At 68.6% G+C, this 24,556-nt stretch carries 18 protein-coding genes; 9 read left to right on the top strand and 9 right to left on the bottom strand.

Annotated features, from left to right (window positions below; genetic code table 11):
• Positions 1-5: 5 nt before the first annotated feature.
• The 4 genes from pcnB to panB are packed head-to-tail and all read left to right on the top strand — an operon-like array spanning position 6 to position 3,667.
• Entirely contained in the window at positions 6-1,547 is a 1,542-nt protein-coding gene (gene pcnB, locus R9B84_RS03680; protein WP_423759244.1) for a polynucleotide adenylyltransferase PcnB, read from the top strand.
• 35 nt (positions 1,548-1,582) lie between these two features.
• Positions 1,583-2,125 (top strand): 2-amino-4-hydroxy-6-hydroxymethyldihydropteridine diphosphokinase, encoded by a 543-nt coding sequence (folK, locus tag R9B84_RS03675; protein ID WP_047899873.1) that lies wholly within the window; start codon positions 1,583-1,585, stop codon positions 2,123-2,125.
• Positions 2,122-2,808, top strand: a complete 687-nt coding sequence (locus R9B84_RS03670) for a deoxynucleoside kinase (protein ID WP_423759243.1) — start codon at positions 2,122-2,124, stop codon at positions 2,806-2,808. Before folK ends, R9B84_RS03670 begins: the two co-directional genes overlap by 4 nt.
• 43 nt (positions 2,809-2,851) lie before the next feature.
• Positions 2,852-3,667, top strand: coding sequence for a 3-methyl-2-oxobutanoate hydroxymethyltransferase (gene panB, locus R9B84_RS03665; protein WP_423759242.1), 816 nt, complete (start codon positions 2,852-2,854; stop codon positions 3,665-3,667).
• A 151-nt stretch (positions 3,668-3,818) separates the two neighbouring features.
• On the opposite strand, the gene R9B84_RS03660 is transcribed toward panB, so the two are convergent.
• From R9B84_RS03660 to grpE, 5 genes are all read right to left on the bottom strand, one after another.
• Positions 3,819-5,768, bottom strand: coding sequence for a chorismate-binding protein (locus R9B84_RS03660; protein ID WP_423759241.1), 1,950 nt, complete (start codon positions 5,766-5,768; stop codon positions 3,819-3,821).
• 4 nt (positions 5,769-5,772) lie between these two features.
• A complete protein-coding gene (gene dnaJ, locus R9B84_RS03655) occupies positions 5,773-6,909 on the bottom strand; it encodes a molecular chaperone DnaJ (protein ID WP_423759240.1) in 1,137 nt (378 codons plus the stop codon).
• Between the two features lie 264 nt (positions 6,910-7,173).
• A complete protein-coding gene (dnaK, locus tag R9B84_RS03650) occupies positions 7,174-9,129 on the bottom strand; it encodes a molecular chaperone DnaK (protein WP_423759239.1) in 1,956 nt (651 codons plus the stop codon).
• A 147-nt stretch (positions 9,130-9,276) separates the two neighbouring features.
• Complete coding sequence (locus R9B84_RS03645; protein WP_423759238.1) at positions 9,277-9,747, bottom strand: thioredoxin family protein; 471 nt, start codon at positions 9,745-9,747, stop codon at positions 9,277-9,279.
• Between the two features lie 10 nt (positions 9,748-9,757).
• Positions 9,758-10,303: a nucleotide exchange factor GrpE gene (gene grpE / locus R9B84_RS03640; RefSeq protein ID WP_423759237.1), complete on the bottom strand. Its 546-nt coding sequence runs from the start codon at positions 10,301-10,303 to the stop codon at positions 9,758-9,760.
• A 354-nt stretch (positions 10,304-10,657) separates the two neighbouring features.
• Between grpE and R9B84_RS03635 the strand changes: the two genes are divergently transcribed.
• Positions 10,658-10,819, top strand: a complete 162-nt coding sequence (locus R9B84_RS03635; RefSeq protein WP_006476841.1) for a hypothetical protein — start codon at positions 10,658-10,660, stop codon at positions 10,817-10,819.
• Here R9B84_RS03635 and R9B84_RS03630 read toward each other — a convergent pair.
• The 3 genes from R9B84_RS03630 to hrcA form a co-directional block, all read right to left on the bottom strand.
• Positions 10,791-11,198: an RNA-binding S4 domain-containing protein gene (locus R9B84_RS03630; protein WP_423759236.1), complete on the bottom strand. Its 408-nt coding sequence runs from the start codon at positions 11,196-11,198 to the stop codon at positions 10,791-10,793. The two genes, R9B84_RS03635 and R9B84_RS03630, sit on opposite strands and share 29 nt — an antisense overlap.
• A gap of 188 nt (positions 11,199-11,386) precedes the next feature.
• Positions 11,387-12,451 carry a ferrochelatase gene (gene hemH, locus R9B84_RS03625; protein ID WP_423759235.1) on the bottom strand — a complete coding sequence of 355 codons (1,065 nt, stop codon included), beginning with the start codon at positions 12,449-12,451 and terminating at the stop codon, positions 11,387-11,389.
• 135 nt (positions 12,452-12,586) lie between these two features.
• A complete protein-coding gene (gene hrcA / locus R9B84_RS03620; protein WP_096472512.1) occupies positions 12,587-13,609 on the bottom strand; it encodes a heat-inducible transcriptional repressor HrcA in 1,023 nt (340 codons plus the stop codon).
• Positions 13,610-13,740: 131 nt separating this feature from the next.
• Here hrcA and R9B84_RS03615 point away from each other — a divergent pair, with 131 nt between their 5' ends.
• Both R9B84_RS03615 and recN read left to right on the top strand, forming a co-directional pair.
• Complete coding sequence (locus tag R9B84_RS03615) at positions 13,741-14,643, top strand: NAD kinase (RefSeq protein WP_423759234.1); 903 nt, start codon at positions 13,741-13,743, stop codon at positions 14,641-14,643.
• Between the two features lie 18 nt (positions 14,644-14,661).
• Positions 14,662-16,311, top strand: coding sequence for a DNA repair protein RecN (gene recN / locus R9B84_RS03610; protein ID WP_423759233.1), 1,650 nt, complete (start codon positions 14,662-14,664; stop codon positions 16,309-16,311).
• Between the two features lie 104 nt (positions 16,312-16,415).
• Here the strand turns inward: recN and glnE are convergent, their stop codons facing one another.
• The gene (gene glnE, locus R9B84_RS03605) at positions 16,416-19,217 is read right to left on the bottom strand and encodes a bifunctional [glutamate--ammonia ligase]-adenylyl-L-tyrosine phosphorylase/[glutamate--ammonia-ligase] adenylyltransferase (protein ID WP_423759232.1); all 2,802 of its coding nucleotides are present in this window, start codon (positions 19,215-19,217) and stop codon (positions 16,416-16,418) included.
• Positions 19,218-19,447: 230 nt separating this feature from the next.
• Between glnE and R9B84_RS03600 the strand changes: the two genes are divergently transcribed.
• Both R9B84_RS03600 and R9B84_RS03595 read left to right on the top strand, forming a co-directional pair.
• Positions 19,448-23,650, top strand: a complete 4,203-nt coding sequence (locus tag R9B84_RS03600; protein WP_423759231.1) for a YhdP family protein — start codon at positions 19,448-19,450, stop codon at positions 23,648-23,650.
• A 51-nt stretch (positions 23,651-23,701) separates the two neighbouring features.
• Entirely contained in the window at positions 23,702-24,529 is an 828-nt protein-coding gene (locus R9B84_RS03595; RefSeq protein ID WP_423759230.1) for a carbon-nitrogen hydrolase family protein, read from the top strand.
• The last annotated feature ends 27 nt before the right edge of the window (positions 24,530-24,556 follow it).

Raw genomic sequence — 24,556 nt, 5'->3', positions numbered from 1 at the left:
ACGTCGTGATCAAAAAATTCATCCGCAAGCTGCTCGGCCAGGACGAAGCCCAGCAAACGCCCCCCGAAGCGGCTCCGGCCGACGAAGCGGCCCCTGCTGCCCCGCGCCCCGCGAAAAGCGCACGCGGCGGCGGCGCGAAGAAGCCGCGCAGCAACCATGAGCCGACCGTCGTGCCGGCCAGCGTGCACCAGATCGATCCTTCGCTGATCTCGAGGAATGCCGTGCGCGTGACCGACACGCTGCAGCAGGCAGGTTTTCGCGCGTTCATCGTCGGCGGCGCGGTTCGCGACCTGCTGCTCGGCATCGCGCCGAAGGACTTCGACGTCGCGACCGACGCGACGCCGACCGAGGTGCAGCGCCTGTTCCGCCGCGCGCGCCTGATCGGCCGCCGCTTCCAGATCGTCCACGTGCAGTTCGGCCAGGAACTGATCGAGGTGTCGACGTTCCGCGCGCTGGTCGATGCGCCGCCCGAGGCTCCGGCATCGGCCGAGCCGCCGAAGCGCCTGAAGCGCGACGAACTCGATCGCCGCACGCATGCGGTCGACGCGAGCGGCCGCGTGCTGCGCGACAACGTGTGGGGCGAGCAGCACGAAGATGCGGCGCGCCGCGACTTCACGATCAACGCGATGTACTACGACCCGTCGACGCAGACGGTGCTCGACTACCACGACGGGATGGCCGACATGCGCGCCCGCCTGTTGCGGATGATCGGCGACCCGGCCACGCGCTTCCGCGAGGATCCGGTGCGGATGCTGCGTGTCGTGCGCTTCGCGGCGAAGCTCGGCTTCGAGATCGAGCCGCACACGCGCGAGCCGATCAACGCGCTGGCCGACCTGATCAACAACGTGCCGGCCGCGCGCCTGTTCGACGAAATGCTGAAGCTGCTGCTGTCGGGCCACGCGCTCGCGTGCCTGAAGCAGTTGCGCAAGGAAGGCCTGCACCACGGGCTGCTGCCGCTCCTCGACGTCGTGCTCGAACAGCCGCAGGGCGAGAAGTTCATCACGCTCGCGCTGAACAACACCGACGCGCGCGTGCGCGCCGGCAAGACGGTATCGCCGGGCTTCCTGTTCGCGACGCTGCTGTGGCACGACATGCGCCAGCGCTTCGAGCAATACACGGCCGAAGGCGAGATCCCGGTGCCGGCGCTCCATCGCGCGATGGACGACGTGATCGACATGCAGACCGAGAAACTCGCGATCCACAAGCGCTATTCGGCCGACATGCGCGAGATCTGGGGCCTGCAGCTGCGCCTCGAGAAACGCTCGGGCCGCAGCGCGATGCGGCTGCTGGAACACCAAAGGTTTAGAGCGGGGTATGATTTCCTCCTGTTACGCTGCGAATCCGGCGAGCTCGATGCGGAAGTCGGACAGTGGTGGACGGATTTCATCGAAGGCGACGCGGCTGCCCGCGAGGCATTGCTCACGCAGGGCGGCTCGAAGGAAAAATCGCCCCGCAAGCGGCGCCGCCGCGGCGGTGCGCGAAACCGCAAGCCGGGTGAAGGTGCCGCCGAGCAGGCACCGGACACCGCAGACGGTTCCGACGACTGACGCGCGCGCCGGCGAACGACGTAGGAAGTGATGCCATGACGGTTGCATATATCGGACTGGGGGCGAATCTCGGCGATGCGCGCCAGACCCTGAAGGACGCGGTGGTGTGCCTTGCACAGCAGCGCACCATCTCGATCCTCGGCAAGTCGAGCCTGTATCGCACGGCGCCGTTCGAAGCGGGCGGCGACGATTACTACAACTGCGCCGTCAAGCTCGACACGACGCTGTCTGCCCGCGAGTTGCTCGCGCTCTGCCAGAAGATCGAACATCACTTCGGGCGCGAGCGCCCGTACCGCAACGCGCCGCGCACGCTCGACCTCGACATCCTGCTGTTCGGCGCCGACTCGATCGACGAACCCGACCTGATCGTCCCGCACCCGCGCCTCACCGACCGCGCGTTCGCACTCGTGCCGCTCGTCGAGATCGATCCGGCGCTCGACATCCCCGCGCGCGGCCGCGCCGATGCGTTCCTCGCCGCCGTCGCGGACCAGCGCGTCGAGAAGGTGCAGACCTGCCAGTGCCTGATGCAGAAGGCGCTCGCCGCGGGCGACGACACCGACAAGAACCGCTGCCGATGAACCCGACTCCGCTGACCGTCACCGCGCCCGACCTGCGCGCCCCGCACCGCTATCTCGTGATCGAAGGCCCGATCGGCGTCGGCAAGACGACGCTCGCGCGCCTGCTCGGCGAGCGCTGGTCGATGCAGGCGCTGCTCGAACGCCCGCAGGACAACCCGTTTCTCGAACGCTTCTATCGCGACACCGCGCGCTACGCGCTGCCCGTGCAGCTGTCGTTCGCGCTGCAGCGCGCGCAGCAGGCGCGCGAGCTGATCGGCGCGCTCGAAACCGGTCGCCCCGTCATCGCCGATTTCATGGCGCAGAAGAACGACATCTTCGCGCGGCTGAACCTGCCGGAAGACGAATGGCAGCTTTATCGCTCGATCGCGACGCACGTGGACGTGCCGCAGGCGCCGTCGCCCGACCTCGTCGTCTATCTGCAGGCGAGCCCCGAAGTGCTGTTCTCGCGCATCCAGAAGCGCGCGCTGCCGATGGAGCTGCAGATCAGCGACGCGTACCTGCGCTCGCTCGTCGATGCGTACAACGAATTCTTCTACCACTACGACCGCACGCCGGTGCTGACGGTCGCCGCGGAACACCTGAACCCGCTGGATTCCCCCGAAGATCTTGCGCTGCTGATCGAGCGCATCGAGACGATGCGCGGCCGCAAGGAATTCTTCGTCAAGGGCGAGACGACGCGCTGACGCGTCCCGCCTGCCGTTCTTCACCCATCGAACCGGATTTCCCATGACCTATCTCCAGGAATCGAGCCGGCCTGCCGTGACGGTGCCCAAGCTGCAGGCAATGCGCGACGCCGGCGAGAAGATCGCGATGCTCACGTGCTACGACGCGAGCTTTGCCGCGCTGCTCGATCGCGCGGGCGCCGACGTGCTGCTGATCGGCGATTCGCTCGGCAACGTGCTGCAAGGCCACACGACCACGCTGCCCGTCTCGCTCGACGACATCGCGTATCACACCGCCTGTGTCGCGCGCGCGCAGCCGCGCGCGCTGATCATGGCCGACCTGCCGTTCGGCACCTACGGCACGCCTTCCGAGGCATTCGCGAGCGCCGTCGCGCTGATGCGCGCGGGCGCGCAGATGATCAAGCTCGAAGGCGGCGAATGGCTCGCCGATACGATCCGTTTCCTGGTCGAGCGCGCGGTGCCCGTGTGTGCGCACGTGGGCCTCACGCCGCAATCGGTGCACGCGTTCGGCGGCTTCAAGGTGCAGGGCAAGACCGAGGCCGGCGCTGCGCAACTGCTGCGCGATGCACGCGCGGTCGAAGCGGCCGGCGCGCAGGTCGTCCTGCTCGAGGCCGTGCCGACCCTCGTCGGGGCCGAGGTCACGCACATGCTGCGCGTTCCGACGATCGGCATCGGCGCGGGCACGGACTGCTCGGGGCAGGTGCTCGTGCTGCACGACATGCTCGGGATCTTCCCCGGCAAGCGGCCACGCTTCGTGAAGGATTTCATGCAGGGCCAGCCGAACATCCAGGCGGCCGTCGAAGCATACGTGCGCGCGGTGAAGGACGGTTCGTTCCCCGGTCCGGAGCATTCGTTCTGACGCAAGGCCGGCGGCGAGTTCGCCGGCACCCGGATGTGAAAAAGCGCGGCGCCCTTTGCGGGGCGCCGCGCTTTTTGTTGGTACGGTGCATGAGTGAAGGTTCGCGGCATCGGCACACGCGCGGCGCACGATCCATCACGTCATCGCTTCATCACTTCAATACCGCATCGAGCGCGCCGCGCAGTGCATTGGTCAGCAGCAGCGCCTGCGCGCGTGCAAGATCGTCGCAGGTCACGACGCGCTCCGTCGCACCGAACGCACGGTCTTCGAGCAACACGCCGCGCATCACGCCCGGCAGCACGCCGGACGCCAGCGGCGGCGTCACCCACTGGCCGTCGAGCTTCACGAACAGGTTCGAGCGCCCGCCTTCCGTCACCTCGCCGCGCTCGTTGACGAACAGCATGTCGAAGCCGCCGAGCGCCTCCGCCGCCTGCCACGCGCGATCGTATTCGGCGCGGCGCGTCGTCTTGTGCAGCAGCAGCGCATCGCTCGCGCGGGTCGGTGCGAAACCGTGCGCGGACGCCAGCAGCACGCCAACCGGCCCCGCCGGCAGCGGCTTGAGCGGTGCCGCGACGATCTCGACCGTGCCGTCCTTCGCGAGCGAAAGCTTCATCCGGTAAGCGCCGTCGCCATCGAGCGCCGCGCAGCGCGCGTCGATCTCGCGGCGCAACGCATCGGCGTCGAAGCGAAAACCGAGCGCATCCGCGCTGCGCTGCAACCGTGCGAGATGGCGCTCGAGATGCCGGATGCCGTCCGCACGCGTGGCGGCGGTCGTTTCGAACAACTGGAAGCCGGGATCGGCGTCCGTCAGGAATCGCGCTTTCAATTCGCACTCCGCATATTCGTCGGCCGCAACGCTGTCGAGCACGATGCCCGCGCCGACGCCCATCGTGCCGCGGCGCCGGCCGGCGGTTGACGTTGCCGGATCGCGGGTTTCGGTATCGGCGCCAGCCGCGCCTTCGCCGGCCACGCGTTCACCGGCCGCACCTTCGCCGGCCGCATCGAGCGTCAGCGTGCGGATCGCGACCGACAGGCAGAAATCGCCGCAACCAGCCGCGCGACTGCCGGGCGCATCGGAACCGGTGCGTTCCTGCGGCGCGTCGAGCCAGCCGATCGCGCCCGTATAGAGCCCGCGCGGCGTCGACTCGATCGCGTCGATCAACTGCATCGTCATGTGCTTCGGCGCACCCGTGATCGATCCACACGGAAACAACGCGCGCAGCATCTGTGCGAACGTCGTGCCGTCGCGCCAGCCGGCCTCGACCGTCGACGTCATCTGCCACACCGACGCATACGGCTCGACGGAGAACAGCGCCGGCACGCGAACCGTACCGGTGCGCGCGATCCGCGACACGTCGTTGCGCAGCAGGTCGACGATCATCACGTTTTCCGCGCGGTTCTTCGGATCGCTCGCGAGGAACGCGGCGGCGGCTGCATCGTCGCGGGGATCGGCCGAACGCGGCGCGGTGCCCTTCATCGGGCGTGCGCGCAACACGTCGCCGTGCTTCTCGACGAACAGTTCCGGCGAGCACGACACGACCCACGGGCCGCCGGGCAGCGCGATCAGCGCGCCATAACGCACGGGCTGGCGCGCGCGCAGCCGCCGATACAGCGCGAGCGGCGTGCCGAATACGTCGAAATTCAGCCGGTATGTGTAGTTGATCTGGTACGAATCGCCTGCACGCAGCGCGTCGTGCACCGCGGCGATCGCTGCGTCGAACGCATCGCGCGACACGCTCTTCGCGACATGCGCAACGCCCGCGATCGACGGCGAGCCGCCACCGTCCTGCTGCGCGAGCCACGCGTCGACTTCGTCGCGCGACAGGTGCTCGCAGCGCGCAAACAGCAAAAAGCGCAGCGGGGCAGTGCCCGGCTGCGCCCGTTGCAGGTTGCGTCCGAATTCGTAAGCGCCGACGACCACCGCATGCAGCCCGTCGCGCAGGTCCTGCGCAACCGCCGCATCGATTTCGTCGAGCCGCGCCGGATCCGTGCACACGCGTTCGCGCACGAAGCCGGAATACAAGCGACTCGACCGCGCGAACGCGGTCGAGTCGCAATCGTCCAAGAGCGCGAACGACGCGCTCTCGCTGCCTTCAGTCATGCCATTACTCGAAGAAGCTCTTCACACGGTCGAACCAGCTCTTGCTCTGCGGGCTGTGACGTGCGCCGCCCTCGGCCAGCGACTTCTCGAACTGCTTGAGCAGTTCGCGCTGGTGGTCGGTCAGCTTCACGGGCGTCTCGACCTGCACATGGACGTACAGATCGCCCGCGATGCTCGAACGCAGCCCCTTGATGCCCTTGCCGCGCAGGCGGAACGTCTTGCCCGACTGCGTGCCTTCCGGCACCGGGAACGACGCACGGCCGGCCAGCGTCGGCACCTCGATCTCTCCGCCGAGCGCGGCGGTCGTAAACGGGATCGGCATCTGGCAGTGGAGATCGTCGCCGTCGCGCTCGAATACCGAGTGCGGCTTGATGTGAATCTCGACGTACAGGTCGCCCGGCGGCCCGCCGTTGATGCCCGGCTCGCCGTTGCCGGCCGAGCGGATCCGCATCCCGTCGTCGATCCCGGCCGGGATCTTCACTTCGAGCGTCTTGGTTTCCTTCACCTTGCCCGACCCGTGGCAGTGCACGCACGGCTCGGGGATGTAGGTGCCCGTGCCGTGACACTTCGGGCAAGTCTGCTGGATGCTGAAGAAGCCCTGCGACATGCGCACCGAGCCCTGGCCGTGACAGGTCGGGCAGGTTTCCGGCTTCGTGCCGGGCTTCGCGCCCGACCCGTGGCAGACCTCGCACGACACCCAGCTCGGCACGCGGATCTGCGTGTCGTAGCCGTGTGCGGCCTGCTCCAGCGTGATTTCCATGCTGTAGCGCAGGTCGGCGCCGCGGTACACCTGCGGGCCGCCGCGGCCGCCGCGCGCGGCACCGCCCGCGGCCTGGCCGAAGATGTCGCCGAAGATATCGCCGAACGCGTCCGCGAAGCCGCCGAAGCCCTGTGCGCCCGCACCGCCCATGTTCGGATCGACGCCCGCGTGGCCGTACTGGTCGTACGCGGCCCGCTTCTGGCTGTCCGACAGCATTTCATAGGCTTCCTTCACCTCCTTGAAATGCTCTTCCGCATCCTTGTTGTCCGGATTGCGGTCAGGGTGATACTTCATCGCAAGCTTGCGATATGCCTTCTTGATTTCGTCGTCGCCCGCATTCTTCGCGACGCCCAGAACCTCGTAGTAATCCCGTTTCGCCATATCGATTCACTGTGCCGCCACGCATCGCGCACGCGGCGGCTCCTTTCGCCTGCAGTAAAGTCTCTCGACTCGTCTGGCGCTGCGCCGTCCGCGGACGGCTCGCGCAGCACCCGCCAAAAAACAAATGTGCCCGGAGGGCCGCGAAGCCCGCCAGGCGTGGAGTCGATCCGGCCATCCGGAAGGAAAGACAGACCGCTTTTCAGTCACTTGGCACCTGCGCCGCGCGCGTTTGAGCGCGCGGCGCAGGTGCCATTGCAACCCGGCTCAGTCCTTCTTCACTTCCTTGAACTCGGCGTCGACGACGTCGTCGGCAGCCTGCTGTGCGCCACCCGCGTGGGCCGCGCCTTCCGCTGCACCCGCCGCGCCGGCAGCCGCGCCCGCCTGCTGGGCCTGCATGTCGGCGTACATCTTCTCGCCGAGCTTCTGCGAAACCTTGCCGAGTTCCTCGACCTTCGCGTCGATCGCAGCCTTGTCGGCCGACGTGTCCTTCAGCGCTTCCTCGAGCGACTTCAGCGACGTTTCGATCGCTTCCTTCTCGCCCGCGTCCAGCTTGTCGCCGTACTCGGCGAGCGCCTTCTTCGTGCTGTGGACCAGCGCGTCGCCCTGGTTGCGCGAATCGGCCAGCTCGCGCAGCTTGTGGTCTTCCGCTGCGTTCGCTTCCGCGTCCTTGATCATCTGGTCGATTTCAGCCTCGGACAGACCCGAGTTGGCCTTGATCGTGATCCTGTTTTCCTTGCCGGTCGCCTTGTCCTTCGCGCCGACGTGCAGGATGCCGTTCGCGTCGATGTCGAAGCTCACTTCGATCTGCGGCACGCCGCGCGGTGCCGGCGGGATGCCTTCGAGGTTGAACTCGCCGAGCAGCTTGTTGCCGGCCGCCATTTCGCGTTCGCCCTGGAACACCTTGATCGTCACGGCGCCCTGGTTGTCGTCCGCCGTCGAATACACCTGCGCGTGCTTCGTCGGGATCGTCGTGTTCTTGCTGATCATCTTCGTCATCACGCCGCCGAGCGTCTCGATGCCGAGCGACAGCGGGGTCACGTCGAGCAGCAGCACGTCCTTGCGGTCGCCCGACAGGACCTGGCCCTGGATCGCCGCGCCAACCGCGACGGCTTCGTCCGGGTTCACGTCACGGCGCGGATCCTTGCCGAAGAACTCCTTCACCTTCTCGAGGACCTTCGGCATGCGGGTCTGGCCGCCGACCAGGATCACGTCGTCGATGTCCGACACCTTGACGCCTGCGTCCTTGATCGCGATGCGGCACGGTTCGATCGTGCGCTCGACGAGGTCTTCCACCAGCGCTTCCAGCTTCGCGCGGGTGATCTTCAGGTTCAAGTGCTTCGGGCCCGATGCGTCCGCCGTGATGTACGGCAGGTTGATTTCGGTCTGCTGGCTCGACGACAGCTCGATCTTCGCCTTTTCGGCGGCTTCCTTCAGGCGCTGCAGCGCGAGCACGTCCTTCGACAGGTCGACGCCCTGCTCCTTCTTGAACTCGCCGATGATGTAATCGATGATGCGCTGGTCGAAGTCTTCGCCGCCGAGGAACGTGTCGCCATTGGTCGACAGCACTTCGAACTGCATTTCGCCGTCGACGTCCGCGATCTCGATGATCGACACGTCGAACGTGCCGCCGCCGAGGTCATACACGGCGATCTTGCGGTCGCCCTTCTCGGCCTTGTCGAGACCGAACGCGAGCGCGGCTGCCGTCGGCTCGTTGATGATCCGCTTGACTTCGAGGCCCGCGATGCGGCCGGCGTCCTTGGTTGCCTGGCGCTGGCTGTCATTGAAGTACGCCGGCACCGTGATCACGGCTTCCGTGACCGGCTCGCCGAGGTAGTCTTCGGCCGTCTTCTTCATCTTGCGCAGCACTTCCGCCGACACCTGCGGCGGCGCGAGCTTTTCGCCATGTGCCTCGACCCATGCATCGCCGTTGTCGGCCTTGACGATGGTGTACGGCATCAGGCCGATGTCCTTCTGGACTTCCTTCTCTTCGAAGCGGCGGCCGATCAGGCGCTTCACCGCGAACAGCGTGTTCTTCGGGTTGGTCACCGACTGACGCTTGGCCGGCGCGCCGACGAGCACTTCGTTGTCGTCCATGTAGGCGATGATCGACGGCGTGGTGCGCGTGCCTTCCGAGTTCTCGATGACCTTGACCTGGTTGCCTTCCATGATGGCGACGCACGAGTTCGTGGTGCCGAGGTCAATACCGATGATCTTTCCCATTTTTCCTAATCTCCAGAAATGCCTGTTTGCTGCGCGAAACCCCGCTTTTTTGGGCGGTTTCGCGCGCCAGAATTCAACTCTGTTCCCGAAATGCGTCCGTCCGGTCCGTTTTCAAGACCCGACAGGCGATGCGGATATTAAATTTTTTCAATCGCCGCCGGCTACCGGATCGCCGGTCGCCGGATCGCCGGCCGCCGGATCGCCGGCCGCCGGATCGCTGGCCGCCGGTTCATGGCTCGCCGCCGCGATCTTCGCGCGGGCCGCCGAAACGGCCGCCTGGAACTGCGCGAGACCATGCCAGCCCGTCGCGCGGCCGAGGCGCTTGCCGCGGTGGAAGAAGAACCACGTCGGCACGCCGTGCAGCCCGAAGCGGCGCCCGAGCTGATGGTGTTCGTACACGTTGCAATGGAACCACTTCAGGTCCAGCGCGCGGATCGCGTCGGGCTGGGCGAGCATCGCCTTCTTCGCGATCTCGCAGTTGAAGCAGTCGACGCCCCAGAAGAACACCACCGCGAGCGCGTCGCCCGCGCCTTCGATCCCCGCATCGAACGTGTCGGCGGCGAGCGCCTGCATGTCGAACGCGTCGAACGCGGCCGGATCGACGCCGGCGGGAACCATCGCGGCAGCCTTACTTCGGCTGCGCGACGGTGACGAGCGCCGGACGCAGCACGCGGTCGGCGATCGTATAGCCCTTTTGCAGCACCGCGACGACGGTGTTCGGCTCCTGCTCGGCCGGCACCATCGAAATTGCCTGGTGCTGGTGCGGATCGAACTTCTCGCCGACCGGGTTGATCGCGACGACGCGGCCCTTCTCGAGCGCGCTCGTCAGTTGGCGCAACGTCAGTTCGACGCCTTCGCGGACCTTGGCGATGTCGCCGGACGTGTCGCTGACCGCCGCTTCCAGGCTGTCCAGCACGGGCAGCAGGTGCTCCGCGAAGCTCTCGATCGCAAACTTGTGCGCCTTCGAGACGTCATCCTGCGCGCGGCGGCGCACGTTCTCGGTCTCGGCCTTCGCCCGCAGGAAGCTCTCCTGCAGCTCGGCGACCTTGGCTTGAGCCTCCGCGAGCGCCGCGTCGGCGGCTTCGGCGGCGGGCGCAGCGCCTTGCGCCGTCTGCTTCTCGCTGCCGATGTCTTCGGCCGATTGGGTAGCCGGGTTCTCTTGCGTGTTTTCCATGTCGCTGAAAGTCGATTAGAGGTTGAAGCCAAATCGGCAACCGCCGGACCGAATACCCGGCGGCACCGCACATTGTTGGTGCAAATAAGGGCGAAAACTGCGATTTCAAGAGGGTTATTCGCCGGCATTCGCCAATGCCGCGAAACAACCGCGCGTCTCGCCGGTGCATGCCCCGCAGCGTTCGCCAGACGGGGCGAAACGGCCTGTAACAACGCTTACCCGGCAAGTACTAGCTCGGCACAGCGCGGCTGCACTACACTCCACTCAAGCGTCGGAAAAGCGTGTTTACCCTAGCTGACCGTCGCCTTACATCCACCTGGCGCCATTTTCACCCGTCTTCTCGAGGGGAGTACCGTGAAACTGACCTTTGCGATATCGGTGGTCGCGCTGGTACTCATTGCCGGCACCACCACCATCTGCCTGTCGGGAGCCGTCACCGACCGCACGACCGAATACGGAAGCGCGCGGGCGACATTCGACCAGATGTTCAGCTCCCACCAGAAAATCTGTCGATGATGCGCCGGTCGCGCTTCGTCGGCCGGCCGTGCAGTTCAGACGCCGGCTCGCGATACGTGCGGCGCCGCTCCAGTTCGGCGAGCCGCGCGGCCCGCCCCGCTTCCGTTTCCGCGTAAAGCGTCTGCGCGACGCTCGCAGGCCCGCGCACGTCGCACACGCCCAGCACGGCAATGTGCCAGACGATGCCGTCGATCGCAATCTCGACCTCGTCGCCGACGCGCACCTCCTTCGCCGGCTTGATCGCCGCACCGCCGATCTTCACGTGCCCCTTGTCGACCGCATCAGTCGCGAGCGAGCGCGTCTTGAAGAACCGGGCCGCCCACAGCCATTTGTCGATGCGCAGCTTCGCGCCCGGTTCCGTGGAAATCTTGTAGTTCATGTCAGCCTCCGCCGGGCCGCTCCACACGCATAGGGAGAAGCCATCGGGAGATGGGGGGACTGCGTCCCCCCAAGCGAACGAAGTAAGCGTGGGGGTCGTTTCATGTCAGCCTCCGCCGGGCCGCCGCAACGAGGCCGACCGCCTCCTCGGGGCGCAGCGAATGAAGTGAGCGCGGGAGTCGTTCCATGTCAGTTCACCGTTTCGGGCTGCGCGGCCCTGACGGGCCAGCCCTGCAGGTTCTCGGCGACGATCTCGCCGATCGCGCCGAGCCACGCGGGCGCGCCGTTCAGGCATGGAATGCGGTGGAATGCCTTGCCGCCGCCGGCGAGGAATTCGTCGCGCACTTCCATGCCGATCTCCTCGATCGTCTCCAGGCAATCGGCCGTGAAACCGGGACAGAACACGTCGGCCCGCCGCACGCCGGCCTCGCCGAACTCGCGCAGCGTCGGCGCGGTGTACGGCTGCAGCCATTCGGCCTTGCCGAAGCGCGACTGAAAGGTGACGCGGCATTCTGTCGTCGACAGCCCGAGCACGGCCATCAGCAGCGCGCCCGTCTGCTGGCACTGGTCGTGATAGGGATCGCCGAGGTCGAGCGTGCGCTTCGGCACGCCGTGAAAACTCAGCACGAGCTTGTCGCCGGCCGCGAAGTCGGGCCGGCCGTGCTGCGCCCAGTACTGGCGCACCTGCTCGGCAAGCGCGTGGATATAGGCCGGATGGTCGGCGTAGTGCCGCACCGTGCGCACCTCCGGCTGGTTGCGCATGCGCGCGAGCGCGGCGAATGCGGCATCGAACGCGGTGGCCGTGGTCGACGCCGAGTATTGCGGATACATCGGCATCAGCAGCACGCGCTCGACGCCCGAGCGCTTGAACTGCGCGAGCGCCTGCGCAATGTTCGGGCTGCCATAGCGCATCGCGTAGTCGACGAGCACGTGATAGCCGTTCGACACGAGCAGGTGCCGCACGCCGTCGGTCTGGCGCTCGGTGTGCACGCGCAGCGGCGAGCCCTCGGGCATCCAGACGGCCGCATATTTCTTCGCGGACGCGCGGCCGCGCAGCGGCAGGATCAGCGTGCGCAGCAGCACCTGCCAGACGGCCTGCGGGATCTCGACGACCCGCGGATCCGACAGGAATTCGGCCAGATAGCGCCGCACCGCGCGCGGCGTGGGGGCGTCGGGCGTGCCGAGATTGATCAGCAGCACGCCGATGCGATGGGCAGCCGCGATGCTCGAAGGCGGCTCAAGATCGAAACGCATGGACAAGTACGTGCTCGGGGCACGGGACCGGACGGCTCTCAATTATAGCGGGCCGCCCCGCGCCGTTCGGCCGACTGTCGGCACAGGCGGCGCCGCGGCACGATGACGGGGCGGGATCGGGCTGGCGATCGCAGGTTATTGCTGGCTCAGCGTGAGCGACAGCAGGCGCGCGGTGATGTCGACGATCGGTATCACGCGGTTGTACGCCATGCGGGTCGGGCCGATCACGCCGAGCGTGCCGACGATCTGCCCGTTCACCTCGTAAGGCGCGGTGACGACGCTCATTTCCTCGATCGGCACGAGCGTCGATTCGCCGCCGATGAAGATCTGCACGCCCTGGGCGTGGCTCGACACGTCGAGCAGTTGCAGGAGGCCCGTCTTTTGGTCGAACACGTCGAACAGCTTGCGCAGCCGCGCCATGTCGGAGGAAAGATCCGCCACTTCGAGCAGGTTGCGCTCGCCGGAAATCAGCACGGTGTCCTCGGTGTCGGGCACCTCGGTGCTGGCCGTCACCGCCAGATGCATCAGTGCGGTCATGTCGCCGCGCAACTGGTCGATCTCGTCGCGCAGGCGGCGGCGCACCTCGTCGAACGACAGGCCGGCGAAATGCGCGTTGATGTAATTGGACGCCTCGGTCAGCTGCGACGGCGAGTAGTCGCGCGGCGTCGCGAGCATCCGGTTCTGCACGTCGCCCTCGGGCGTGACGATGATCAGCAGGATGCGCTTGTCCGACAGGCGCATGAACTCGATCTGCTTGAACACGTGGCTGCGCCGCGGCGTCAGCACGACGCCGGCGAACTGCGACAGGTTCGACAGCACGCTCGCGGCGGCCGCGACCACCCGCTGCTGCGGCTCGCCGGCCTGCAGCGTGTTCTGCACCTGCCGCGCGACGGCCTCGGCGTCGATCGGCGCCTCGACCGTCAGCATCGTATCGACGAACAGCCGGTAGCCGCGCGGCGTCGGCACGCGGCCGGCCGACGTGTGCGGGCTCGACACAAGGCCGAGCTCCTCCAGGTCGGACATCACGTTGCGGATCGTCGCCGGGCTCAACTCGAGCCCGGAATAACGAGACAACGTGCGCGATCCGACTGGCTGACCGTCGGCGATATACCGTTCGATCAGGGTTTTCAGGAGGGTTCGTGCGCGAGGATCTAGCATGGTGGAAAATTTTAGCGCAACCGCGCGACCGCGGCGAGTGGCGTCGGCCACCATTGCGCGGGCCGGCCCGATCCGGCCCCGCCGTCGCACAGCCGGTTCTTTTCGTCAACGAGCTATGGTGTAATGCCGGCATGAAAACCGGTAATCAGTTCAACACTGTCGCGCTCGTCGGCCGGAGCAACACGCCCGGCATCGCCGAGCCGCTCGCCACGCTGGCTGCCAGCCTGGCGAAGCTGGGCTTCGAGGTCGTCTTCGAAGGCGATACCGCGCGCGAATTCGGCATCGCCGGCTATCCGGCGCTCACGCCGGCCGAAATCGGGGCGCGTGCGGACGTGGCGGTCGTGCTGGGCGGCGACGGCACGATGCTCGGCATCGGCCGCCAGCTCGCGCCGTACCGGACGCCGCTGATCGGGATCAACCACGGGCGGCTCGGCTTCATCACGGACATCGCGGCGGCCGACATGCACGCGCTCGTCCCCGTGATGCTGGCGGGCAAGTTCGAGCGCGAGGAGCGCTCGCTGCTCGAGGCCAGGATCATGCGCGACGGCGAACCGATCTACCACGCGCTCGCGTTCAACGACGTCGTCGTGAACCGCAGCGGCTTCTCCGGGATGGTCGAGCTGCGCGCGTCGGTCGACGGCCGGTACATGTACAACCAGCGTTCGGACGGCCTGATCGTCGCCACGCCGACGGGCTCGACCGCGTACGCGCTGTCGTCGGCCGGCCCGATCCTCCATCCGCAGCTCCAGGGCATCGTGCTCGTGCCGATCGCGCCGCACGCGCTGTCGAACCGGCCGATCGTGCTGCCCGACGATTCGAAGATCGCGATCCAGATCGTCGGCGGGCGCGACGTCAACGTGAACTTCGACATGCAGTCGTTCACCGCGCTCGAACTGAACGACACGATCGAGGTGCGCCGCTCGAAGCACACGGTGCCGTTCCTGCACCCGGTCGGCTACAGCTATTTCTCGACGCTGCGCAAGAAGCTGCACTGGAACGAACACGCATCGAACGAAGACGACAAGGCGTTCTGACGCCCCTCCGCCGACACCATGCTCCGCCACCTCTCGATCCGCGACTTCGTCATCGTGGCCGCGCTCGATCTCGAATTCGACAGCGGCTTTTCCGTCTTTTCCGGTGAAACCGGTGCCGGGAAATCAATCCTGATCGACGCCCTCGCCCTCGCGCTCGGCGAACGTGCCGACGCGAGCGTCGTGCGCACCGGCTGCGGCCGCGCCGACATCACCGCCGAATTCACGCCGCACGACCGCGTCGCGCGCTGGCTCGACGAACACGCGTTCGACGCGGAGGACACCGTGATGCTGCGCCGCGTGATCGACGCGAACGGCCGTTCGCGCGCGTTCATCAACGGCACCAGCGCGACGCTCGCGCAACTGCGCGAACTCGGCGAGATGCTCGTCGACATCCACGGTCAGCACGCGCACCAGTTGCTGATGCGGCCCGATGCGCAGCGCGAGCTGTTCGACACGCACGCGGGGCTCGTCGCCGATGCCGCGAACGTCGCGCGCGCGTGGCGCGTCTGGCGCGATGCGACGCAGGCGATCGATACCGCGAAGGCGCACGAGCGCGAGCTGCAGCTCGAACGCGAAAAGCTCGCGTGGCAGCTCGCCGAGCTCGACAAGCTCGCGCCGCAAGCCGGCGAATGGGACGAAGTCAGCAACGAGCACAAGCGCCTGTCGCATTCGGCGAACCTGATCGAAGGCGTGCGCGGCGCGCTCAACGCGCTGTCCGAGTCCGACGACGCGATGCTCGCGCAGCTCGGCGCGATCGTGTCGAAGCTGCGCAGCCTCGCCGACTACGACACCGCGCTCGGCGACGCGCTCGCGTCGCTCGAACCGGCCGAGATCCAGCTGCAGGAAGCCGTCTATTCGCTGTCGCACTATGCGCAGCGCGTCGATCTCGATCCCGAGCGGCTCGCGCAGGTCGAAACGCGCCTCGACGCGCTGCACTCGACCGCCCGCAAGTTCCGGCTGCCGCCCGACACGCTGCACGAAGAACACGCGGCACGCCGCGCACAGCTCGCCGCGCTCGACGCGGCCGCCGATCTCGGCGCGCTCGAGGCGACGCAGGCCAAGGCGCGGGAAGCCTATCTCGCCGACGCAAAGCACCTGTCGAAGGCACGCGCGCAGGCCGCCAAGACGCTCGGCACGGCCGTCACGGCCGGCATGCAGGAACTGTCGATGGCGGGCGGGAGTTTCGAAGTCGCGCTCGTGCCGCTCGCCGACGGCGGCCCGCACGGGCTCGAGCAGGTCGAGTTCCGGGTCGCCGGGCACCCCGGCGTGCCGCTGCGGCCGCTCGGGAAAGTCGCGTCGGGCGGCGAGCTCGCGCGGATCAGCCTCGCGCTCGCCGTGATCGCGAGCGCGGCAAGCCCGACGCCGACGCTGATCTTCGACGAAGTCGATACGGGGATCGGCGGCGGCGTCGCCGAAGTGGTCGGTCGCCTGCTGCACCAGCTCGGGCGCGACCGCCAGGTGCTGTGCGTGACGCACCTGCCGCAGGTCGCCGCGCGCGGCGACCACCACTTCCAGGTCGCGAAGGGCGCCGACGATCGCGGCGGCACGGTGTCGACGGTCGTCGCACTCGACCGGGCCAACCGGATCGAGGAAGTCGCACGGATGCTCGGCGGGCTCGAGATCACGGCGACGACGCGCAAGCACGCGAAGGAAATGCTGGCGGCCTGACGCGGCCGTGAGACTGTCCCGTCCTCGCCGAACGGGCTTGCACCGTTCGGCTTTCAGGGCGGAGCGCCTGCGGATGAAGCGCCCGCAACCCGCCCCGCCTTCGTTCAAACGCCCGTTTCAACCGCCCCGAACACACGCGTCCACAGCGCCGTCACGGCCGCCCGCTCGTCGGCCACCGCGGCCGGCTCGACGCGCGCCTTCTCCATCCCGTCGAGCCGCAGCTTGTGCTGCAGCTTCCGGTACTTGCGGTAGGCCGCACCGACGCGTTCGGCCTCGTCCTCGCCCATCAGCCCGAAGCGCGCGACCTCGCGCAGCAGCGCGATGTTGCCCGTGTTGCGGATCAGCTCGGCGTCGCTCGACGCGTGCAGCAGCACCCAGTACTGGACGATGAATTCGATGTCGACCATCCCGCCGCGATCGTGCTTCAGGTCGAACAGCTCGGTCTGGTTCGGGTGGCCGGCAAACACCTTGCCGCGCATGTCGACGATCTCCTTCGCGAGCACGCCGCCGTCGCGCGGCGTCGTCAACACCTGCTGGCGGATCGCCTCGAAGTCCGCGCCGATCTGCGCATCGCCCGCGCTGTAGCGGGCGCGCGTCAGCGCCTGGTGCTCCCACACCCATGCGGTATTCGCGGCATCGCCCTCGCGCAACTGGTAGCGGCGGAACGCGTCGAGATCGGTGACGAGCAATCCGGCCTCGCCATTCGGCCGCAGCCGCAGGTCGATGTCGAACAGCGCGCCCGCGCCGGTCGCCGTCGTGAGCCACGTGATGAGCCGCCGCGTGAAGGTCGTGTAGACGTCCGCCGAGCGCTCGTCGGGGTCGTCGTACAGGAAGATCAGGTCGAGATCCGATGCGTAGCCGAGCTCCTTGCCGCCCAGCTTGCCGTACGCGATCACCGCGAACTTCGGCACGTCGCAATGGCGCTTCGCGAGCTGCGACCAGACGACTTCGATCGTCACGTCGAGCACCGCGTCGGCCAGCTCCGACAGCCGGTCGCTCACATGCTCGACCGACAGTTGCCCGGCGAGATCGATCAGCAGGATCCGGAACACCTCCGCGTGCTGCGCATGCCGCAGCAGGTCCATCTGCTGCTCGGGGCCGTCGGCCGCCGCGAGGCGCGCGCGCAGCGCGTCCTTGAACGCGGGCCAGTCGAACGGGCTCGCGATCGCCTCGTCGTCGAGCAGTTCGTCGAGCAGCTGCGGGTGGCGGATCAGGTAGCCGCCGCCCCAGCGCGTCGCGCCGAGCACCGACAGCACGCGGTCGAGCGCGGCCGGATATTCGGTCAGCAGCGCGAGATAGACGCCGCGCCGGCTGACCGTCTCGAGCAGGTCGAACAGGCGCACGATCGTGTCGTCGCGGCGCGCGGCGTCGATCCGCGGCGCGGCCTCGAGCGCGCGCTGCGCGACGCGGTCGAAGCGGTGCCGGCTCTTTTCCGGCAGGCCCGTGTAGCGCGACGATTGCCAGACCGCGCGCAGCCGCGCGAGCACCGCTGCCGGATCGGCGAAGCCGAGGCCGTCGAGGCGGGCCGCGAGCGCGTCGTCCTCGCCGTCGTCGGCGAGCGCGCCGCTCCAGATCCACGCGGCCGCCGTCTCTTCGCCCGCGCCGCAGGGCGCGCCGTTCACCTTGTCGGCGAAGATCTGGTCGAACTGCGCCTCGACGAAGTTCCGGTACTCGTCCAGCACCGTCATCAGCGCCGCATAGTCGGCAAAACCGAGCGACGCGGCCAGCGCCGCGCGTTCGTCGGGCTCGACCGGCATCGCGTGCGTCTGCGCGTCGTTGCGGTACTGCAGCCGGTGCTCGAGCGTGCGCAGGAAGTTGTAAGCGTCGGTCAGGCCCGCGCGCACGTCCTCGCCGATCAGCCCGCGCGCCTGCGCATGGCGCAGCACCGCGAGCGTCGGCCGCACGCGGAACTCCGCGTCCTGGCCGCCGCGGATCAGCTGGAACACCTGCGCGCTGAACTCGATCTCGCGGATCCCGCCGCGCCCGAGCTTGATGTCGTCGGCCTTGTCGGGCCGCATCGACGCGCGGCGCGCGGCTTCCTGCCGGATCTGCTGGTGCAGCGAACGGATCGCGCCGATCACGCCGAAGTCGAGATAGCGGCGGTACACGAACGGCTTGACGATCGACTCGAGCTGCGACTCCAGCCGCCGCGCCGCGTCGCTGTCGCCTTCCGACACGAGCCGCCCCTTGATCCATGCATAGCGCTCCCACTCGCGCCCCTGCACGTAGAAATATTCCTCGAGCATCCCGAGGCTGCACACGAGCGGCCCCGAATCGCCGTTCGGGCGCAGCCGCATGTCGACGCGAAACACGTAGCCGTCGGCCGTGACCTCGGACAGCACGCCGATCAGGCGCCGGCCGAGCCGCGTGAAGTATTCCTGCGTCGACAGCGGCGTGCGCGCGCCGCCGGTCGTCTCGCCGTCGTCCTCGTACACGAAGATCAGGTCGATGTCCGACGACACGTTCAGCTCGCGGCCGCCGAGCTTGCCCATTCCGACCACGCCGAGCACGACGCGCTGGCCGTCGGCGCCGCGCGGCTCGCCGTACAGCGCCTCGAGCTCGGCCGACAGCAGCGCAAGCGAGCGCTGCACGGCCACCTCGGCGAGATCGGTCATCGCGCCCGTCACCTCGGCGACGTCCGCCAGCCCGCGCAGGTCGCGCTCCGCGACCGCGCCGAACGCCTCGGCACGCAGTTGCCGCAGCGCGCGCTTCAGTTGCTCCTCGGACGGCGCGGCCGCGCCGGCCGGCATCGCGAGCAGTTCGGTGAGGCGCGCATCGAGCTGCGCGCGGGCGAGCGGCGCGGCGGCCCACGCGGCGACCTGTTCGGCCAGCGCGGGCCGCGCGGCGGCCGCGCGCGCGATATAACGGGAATAGGACGTGCTGATCAGGGCGGAAGCGTCGGTCATCGAGAAGCGGGCCTGGCGGTAAGGCCGGCCGGCGCGGGCAAACGCGTGCGCGCCCCGCTGCCGGCCGGCCCCATGGACTCGGCGCGGCATCGCGGGACGCGCGTGCGTCCGCCGCGAAACCGCGCGCCGGAAAGCCCGTGCCGCGCTGCCGCAACGGCCGCCGGCACGAACCCGTGTGATACATTTCAACGTCAATCTGCAAAACTACCATATCGTCGCCCTTCCGCCGCATGTCCGACCGTCAGGAATCCGCCGTAGCAGCGCCCGAAGCGGGACCTCCGAAGCACGATCATCCGGTCCTGCGTCGCGTGTTCAAGGTGACGCTGGCAGTCGGGATCGGCACCTACTTCGTTGCGGCCGGCACGTTCCTCGGGATGCGCTATGTGCTGCTGCCCCGCATCGACGAATTCCGCCCGCGCATCGAGCGCCTCGTGTCCGACAAGCTCCACGCGCAGCTTTCGATCGGCAAGCTTTCCCCGAACTGGTCCGGCATGCAGCCGGGCGTCGAACTCACGAACCTGACGATCCGCGGCCGTGACGGCAAGGTCGCGCTGTCGGTACCGCACGCAACGGCCGCGCTGTCGTGGATGTCGCTGCTGCGGCTGTCGCCCGCGCTGTCGAGCCTGATCGTCGATCAGCCCGACCTCGTTGTCGCGCGCGCGCCCGACGGCTCGCTGAGCGTCGCGGGCGTCGGCGTCGCGACGACCACCCACGGCGGCAACGACACGTTCGGCACGTGGCTGCTGAAGCAGGAAGCGATCGTGCTGCGTGGCGGCACGCTGCGCTGGCGCGACGCGCAGCACGACGCGCCGGAGCTCGTGCTGTCCGGCATCCGGATCGCCGTGCTCAACAACGGCCGCGTGCACCGGGCCGCGCTGCAGGCGCCCGCGAACGGCACGCTGCTGCTTGGCCCGCTCGATTTCCGCGCGCGCTTCACGCACAAGGCGCTCGCGCCGGTCGGCAAGCCGTCGAACTGGACCGGCGACGCGTACCTGTCGACCGGCCCCGTCGATCTGCAGACGCTCGCCCGCTACCTCGACATACCGCTCACGATCCACGCAGGCCGAATCGACAACGCGATCTGGGCAACCTTCCGCGATGGCCGGCTGCGCTCCGCGGGCGGCGACCTGCAGGGTGCCGACGTCACGCTGCGCGTGCGGCCGACGCAGCCGCGGCTCGACGTGCCGGCGGTCGGGTTCGGCTGGGACATGGCGATGGACACGGGGCACGACTACACGCTGCACCTGTCGCGCTTCCACGCGGAACTCGGCCAGCCGCCGCTCGACGACGGCACGCCGCTCGCCCGCTCGCTCGCGCTGTCGACGCTGACGGCCCGCTACCGCGTGCCGACGGCCGGCCAGGGGCAACTGATCAGCGTCGTCGGCGACCGCGTCGATCTCGGCATCCTCAGCGAATTCATCCGCGGCTTGCCGCTGCCGGCACGCCTGCGCAACGAGCTGATCAAGCTCGACCCGCGCGGGATGGTGTCGAACTATCACATCGAGGTCGAGCGCGCGAAGCCCGCGCGCGCGGACCTCGCGGAAGAGGAGCGCCGTACCGGCGCCGCGCCGATCGTCCGCTATCGCTTCCTCGCCGACCTGCAGGGCATCAGCGTCGCCGCGCAGGAGCCGCCGCCCGGGCTGTCGCCGCGCGGCCACCCGCGCGCGGGCTGGCCCGGCATCGAGAATCTGTGGGGCCGCGTCGACGCGACCGAAACCGGCGGCACCGCGAAATTCGATACGGTCAACGCCGCCGTCACGGTGCCCGGCGAGTTCGACGAGCCGCGCCTGACGTTCGACCGGCTGCGCGGCAACGCCAAATGGGTGATCACGCCGGCGCCCGGCGACAAGCATGCGCGCGTCGACGTGACGGTGCCCGACCTGCTGGTCGTGAACCCCGATGCAGAAATCGCGGTGTCAGGCTCGTACACGAACCCCGGCCATGGCCGCGGCTCGCTCGACCTGCGCGCCGAGTTCGCACGCGCGTCGGTGGCGCGCATTCCGCGCTACCTGCCGACCGGGATGTCCGAGCACCTGCGCGACTATCTCGGCCACGCGCTGCAGGACGGCAAGGTGACCAAGGGCGCGTCGATCGTCGCCCGCGGTCCGCTCGAGAAATTCCCGTTCGAACACGAGCCGGACGCCGGCGTGTTCCACATCGTCGCGCCGTTCACCGGCGGCCGCTTCGAACCGACGCCGTATCCGCCGCGCAAGCTCGCGAACGGCACGCCGAGCGTCTGGCCGGCGCTCGACGGCATCGACGGCGTGTTCGAGCTCGCGCAGAACAAGCTGCGCTTCGACATCGACCGCGCGCACTACAAGCGCGTCGCGCTGACCAAGGTCGCGGGCCGCATCGACGATCTCGGCAATCCGTCCCACTCGCCGCTCGTCATCGACGGCCATGCGCAGGGCCCGCTCGCCGACCTGATCGACTACGCGGACAACAGTTCGCTCGGCACGATGAGCGGGCATGTCGGCCAGCGGATCGATGCGCAGGGGCCTGCGTCGCTCGCGCTCAAGATCACGATTCCGCAGCACGTCCCGCATCCGCACACGCACATCGAAGGCGCGCTCGCGTTCGGCGGCAACACGCTGTCGACCAGCGGCGTGCCGCCGTTGTCCGCGCTGCGCGGCAGCGTCCGGTTCACCGAGGCCGGCGCGGCGCTGCACGACCTGTCGGGGCGCTTCCTCGGCGGCCCGGTGCGCGCAAACGGCAACTTCCAGTCGCACGGCCCGTACGCGGTGGACGTCGACGGCAAGCTCGCGCTCGACGCCGCGCGCGGCCTGAACCTGCACGGCGCGGCCGCAGCGCTGCTCGAACACGTGATCGGCGACGCGCCGTACAAGGTCGCCGTGCGCGGCGCGCCGGGCCGCCTGCCCGACATCACCGCGCGCTCTGACCTGACGGGCGTCGCGCTGAACTTCCCGGCGCCGTTCGCGAAGGCGGCCGGCACGCCGATGCCGTTCAGCTTCACGCTGCAGCCGGCGCCGCAGGCCGACGGCAAACGCCTCGAACACGCCGACCTGACACTCGGCCCGGTGACAGCGACCTACCTGCTCGACGCGACGCGCGGCCAGCCGCTGCGCGCGGTGCGCGGCGCGATGGGCATCCACCGGATGCCCGACATGCCGCAGGACGGCGTGAGCGCGGCCGTCGACGTCGACGAACTCGATGCCGACGCGTGGCTCGCGCTCGCCCGCACGCTGAAGTCCGACACGCCGCGCGCGCCGGAGCAGCTGGCGCCGTCGCGCGTCGATCTCGCGAGTTTCGCGCCGAAGCGCTTCGCGCTCCACTTCGGCACGCTGAAGCTGCTCAAGCGCAACTGGGAAAACGTGATCGTGGGCGCGTCGCACGTCGACGAGCTGTGGCAGGCGAACATCGCTTCGAACCAGGTGTCGGGCTACCTGTCGTGGGCGCCGGGCGGCGGCCACAACGGCGCGGGCGTACTGAACGCGCGGCTCGCGAAGCTCGTGATTCCGGACAGCGCGCAGCACGACCTGGTCGGCCGCGCGATGAACCTGCCGACGCCGACCGACCGCCCGATACCGTCGGTCGACCTGATCGTCGACCAGGTCGTCGCGCGCAACCACGACATCGGCCGCCTCGTCGTCAACGCACGCAACATCGACGAGGACGGCACGCCCGTGTGGCAGCTCGACAAGCTGGAACTGTCGAACCCGGCCGCGAAGCTGACGGCGACCGGCAACTGGCGCACGTCGCGCCGCGCGCTCGCCCGCGGCGCCGACGCAAACGACGCGCCGCGCCGCACCGTGTTCGACTTCAAGCTCGACATTGACAACGCGGGCGCGCTGCTCGACCGCGTCGGCCTGCCGCGCACGCTCGCGGACGGACACGGCACGGTAACGGGCAAGGTCGGCTGGCGCGGCGGCCCGACCGCGGTCGACTTCCCGTCGCTCGGCGGCCAGGTCGCAGTCGACCTCGAACACGGGCAGATCCTGAAAGTCGATCCGGGCGCGGCGAAACTCCTCGGCGTGCTGAGCCTGCAAAGCCTCGCGCGCTTCCTGACGCTGAATTTCCGCGACGTGGTCGGCAAGGGGCTGCCGTTCGACAAGATCACGGGCACCGGCCGGATCTCGAACGGCATCGCGCGCACCGACGACTTCTCGATGACGACGGCGCCCGCGAACGTGACGGTGCGCGGCGCGGTCGACCTCGGCACCGAGACGCAGGACCTGCACGCACACGTCGCGCCGAAGATCGGTGCCGGCACGGCGGCGATCGCGGCCGCGATCATCAATCCGCTGCTCGGCGTCGGCGTGCTGGCCGCGAACTACGCGCTGTCGGAAACGCTGTCGCACGCGTTCGCGCTCGACTACGCGATCACGGGCTCGTGGGCGCACCCGCACATCGAGCGGGTGCGGGGCGATCAGGGTAAGATGAATCACGGTCCGGCCGATGCGACGAGCCACTGAGTGCCGCGCGCTGCCGGGCCGCACCCCATTTATGACGCAACCGATCCCGCGATGACCGACCACACCCGTTCCGCCACGCCCTTCCGGGTCGCCGCGCTGCAGATGGTGAGCACGCCGGACGTCGCGCGCAATCTCGCCGAAGCCGGCCGCCTGATCGCGGAAGCGGCCGGCGAAGGCGCGCAGCTCGTGCTGCTGCCCGAGTATTTCTGCTTCATGGGCCACCGCGATACCGACAAGCTCGCGCTCGCCGAACCGTACCAGGACGGCCCGATCCAGCGCTTCCTCGCGGACGCCGCGCGCCGCCACGGGATCTGGGTGATCGGCGGCACGCTGCCGCTGAAGGCGCCTGAGCCCGATCGCGTCCTGAACACGACGCTCGTGTTCGATCCGTCCGGCAACGAGGCCGCGCGCTACGACAAGATCCACCTGTTCAACTTCGAGAAAGGCGACGAGTCGTTCGACGAGGCGCGCACCATCCGCGCGGGCGATACGGTCGTCGCGTTCGACGCGCCGTTCGGGCGGGTCGGCCTGTCGGTCTGTTACGATCTGCGCTTTCCCGAGCTGTATCGCAGGATGGGCGACTGCACGCTGATCGTCGTACCGTCGGCGTTTACGTATACGACGGGCCGCGCGCACTGGGAAACGCTGCTGCGCGCGCGGGCCGTCGAGAACCAGTGCTACGTGCTCGCGGCCGCACAGGGCGGCAAGCACGAGAACGGCCGGCGCACCTGGGGCCACAGCATGCTGATCGACCCGTGGGGCGAGATCGTCGCGGTCCGCGACGTGGGCGCAAGCGTCGTGCTCGGCGCGATCGATCCGCAGCGCATCGCCGACGTGCGCCAGAGCCTGCCCGCGTGGCGACACCGCGTGCTGACCTGAATCCGCTGCCCCGCTTGAAACGCCGCG

It is taken from the genome of Burkholderia sp. NLJ2 (assembly GCF_049487195.1).
In the GTDB taxonomy this organism is placed as follows: domain Bacteria; phylum Pseudomonadota; class Gammaproteobacteria; order Burkholderiales; family Burkholderiaceae; genus Burkholderia; species Burkholderia pyrrocinia.
The sequence above is the reverse complement of the archived record's forward strand: the minus strand, read 5'-3'. Positions and strand labels throughout refer to the sequence as shown.

Bases quoted from the DNA above. Each gene is read 5' to 3' on its own strand.
- folK (WP_047899873.1), top strand. From the start codon at position 1,583: ATGACGGTTGCATATATCGGACTGGGGGCGAATCTCGGCGATGCGCGC.
- R9B84_RS03670 (WP_423759243.1), top strand. From the start codon at position 2,122: ATGAACCCGACTCCGCTGACCGTCACCGCGCCCGACCTGCGCGCCCCG.
- panB (WP_423759242.1), top strand. From the start codon at position 2,852: ATGACCTATCTCCAGGAATCGAGCCGGCCTGCCGTGACGGTGCCCAAG.
- R9B84_RS03660 (WP_423759241.1), bottom strand. From the start codon at position 5,768: ATGACTGAAGGCAGCGAGAGCGCGTCGTTCGCGCTCTTGGACGATTGC.
- dnaJ (WP_423759240.1), bottom strand. From the start codon at position 6,909: ATGGCGAAACGGGATTACTACGAGGTTCTGGGCGTCGCGAAGAATGCG.
- dnaK (WP_423759239.1), bottom strand. From the start codon at position 9,129: ATGGGAAAGATCATCGGTATTGACCTCGGCACCACGAACTCGTGCGTC.
- R9B84_RS03645 (WP_423759238.1), bottom strand. From the start codon at position 9,747: ATGGTTCCCGCCGGCGTCGATCCGGCCGCGTTCGACGCGTTCGACATG.
- grpE (WP_423759237.1), bottom strand. From the start codon at position 10,303: ATGGAAAACACGCAAGAGAACCCGGCTACCCAATCGGCCGAAGACATC.
- R9B84_RS03630 (WP_423759236.1), bottom strand. From the start codon at position 11,198: ATGAACTACAAGATTTCCACGGAACCGGGCGCGAAGCTGCGCATCGAC.
- hemH (WP_423759235.1), bottom strand. From the start codon at position 12,451: ATGCGTTTCGATCTTGAGCCGCCTTCGAGCATCGCGGCTGCCCATCGC.
- hrcA (WP_096472512.1), bottom strand. From the start codon at position 13,609: ATGCTAGATCCTCGCGCACGAACCCTCCTGAAAACCCTGATCGAACGG.
- R9B84_RS03615 (WP_423759234.1), top strand. From the start codon at position 13,741: ATGAAAACCGGTAATCAGTTCAACACTGTCGCGCTCGTCGGCCGGAGC.
- recN (WP_423759233.1), top strand. From the start codon at position 14,662: ATGCTCCGCCACCTCTCGATCCGCGACTTCGTCATCGTGGCCGCGCTC.
- glnE (WP_423759232.1), bottom strand. From the start codon at position 19,217: ATGACCGACGCTTCCGCCCTGATCAGCACGTCCTATTCCCGTTATATC.
- R9B84_RS03600 (WP_423759231.1), top strand. From the start codon at position 19,448: ATGTCCGACCGTCAGGAATCCGCCGTAGCAGCGCCCGAAGCGGGACCT.
- R9B84_RS03595 (WP_423759230.1), top strand. From the start codon at position 23,702: ATGACCGACCACACCCGTTCCGCCACGCCCTTCCGGGTCGCCGCGCTG.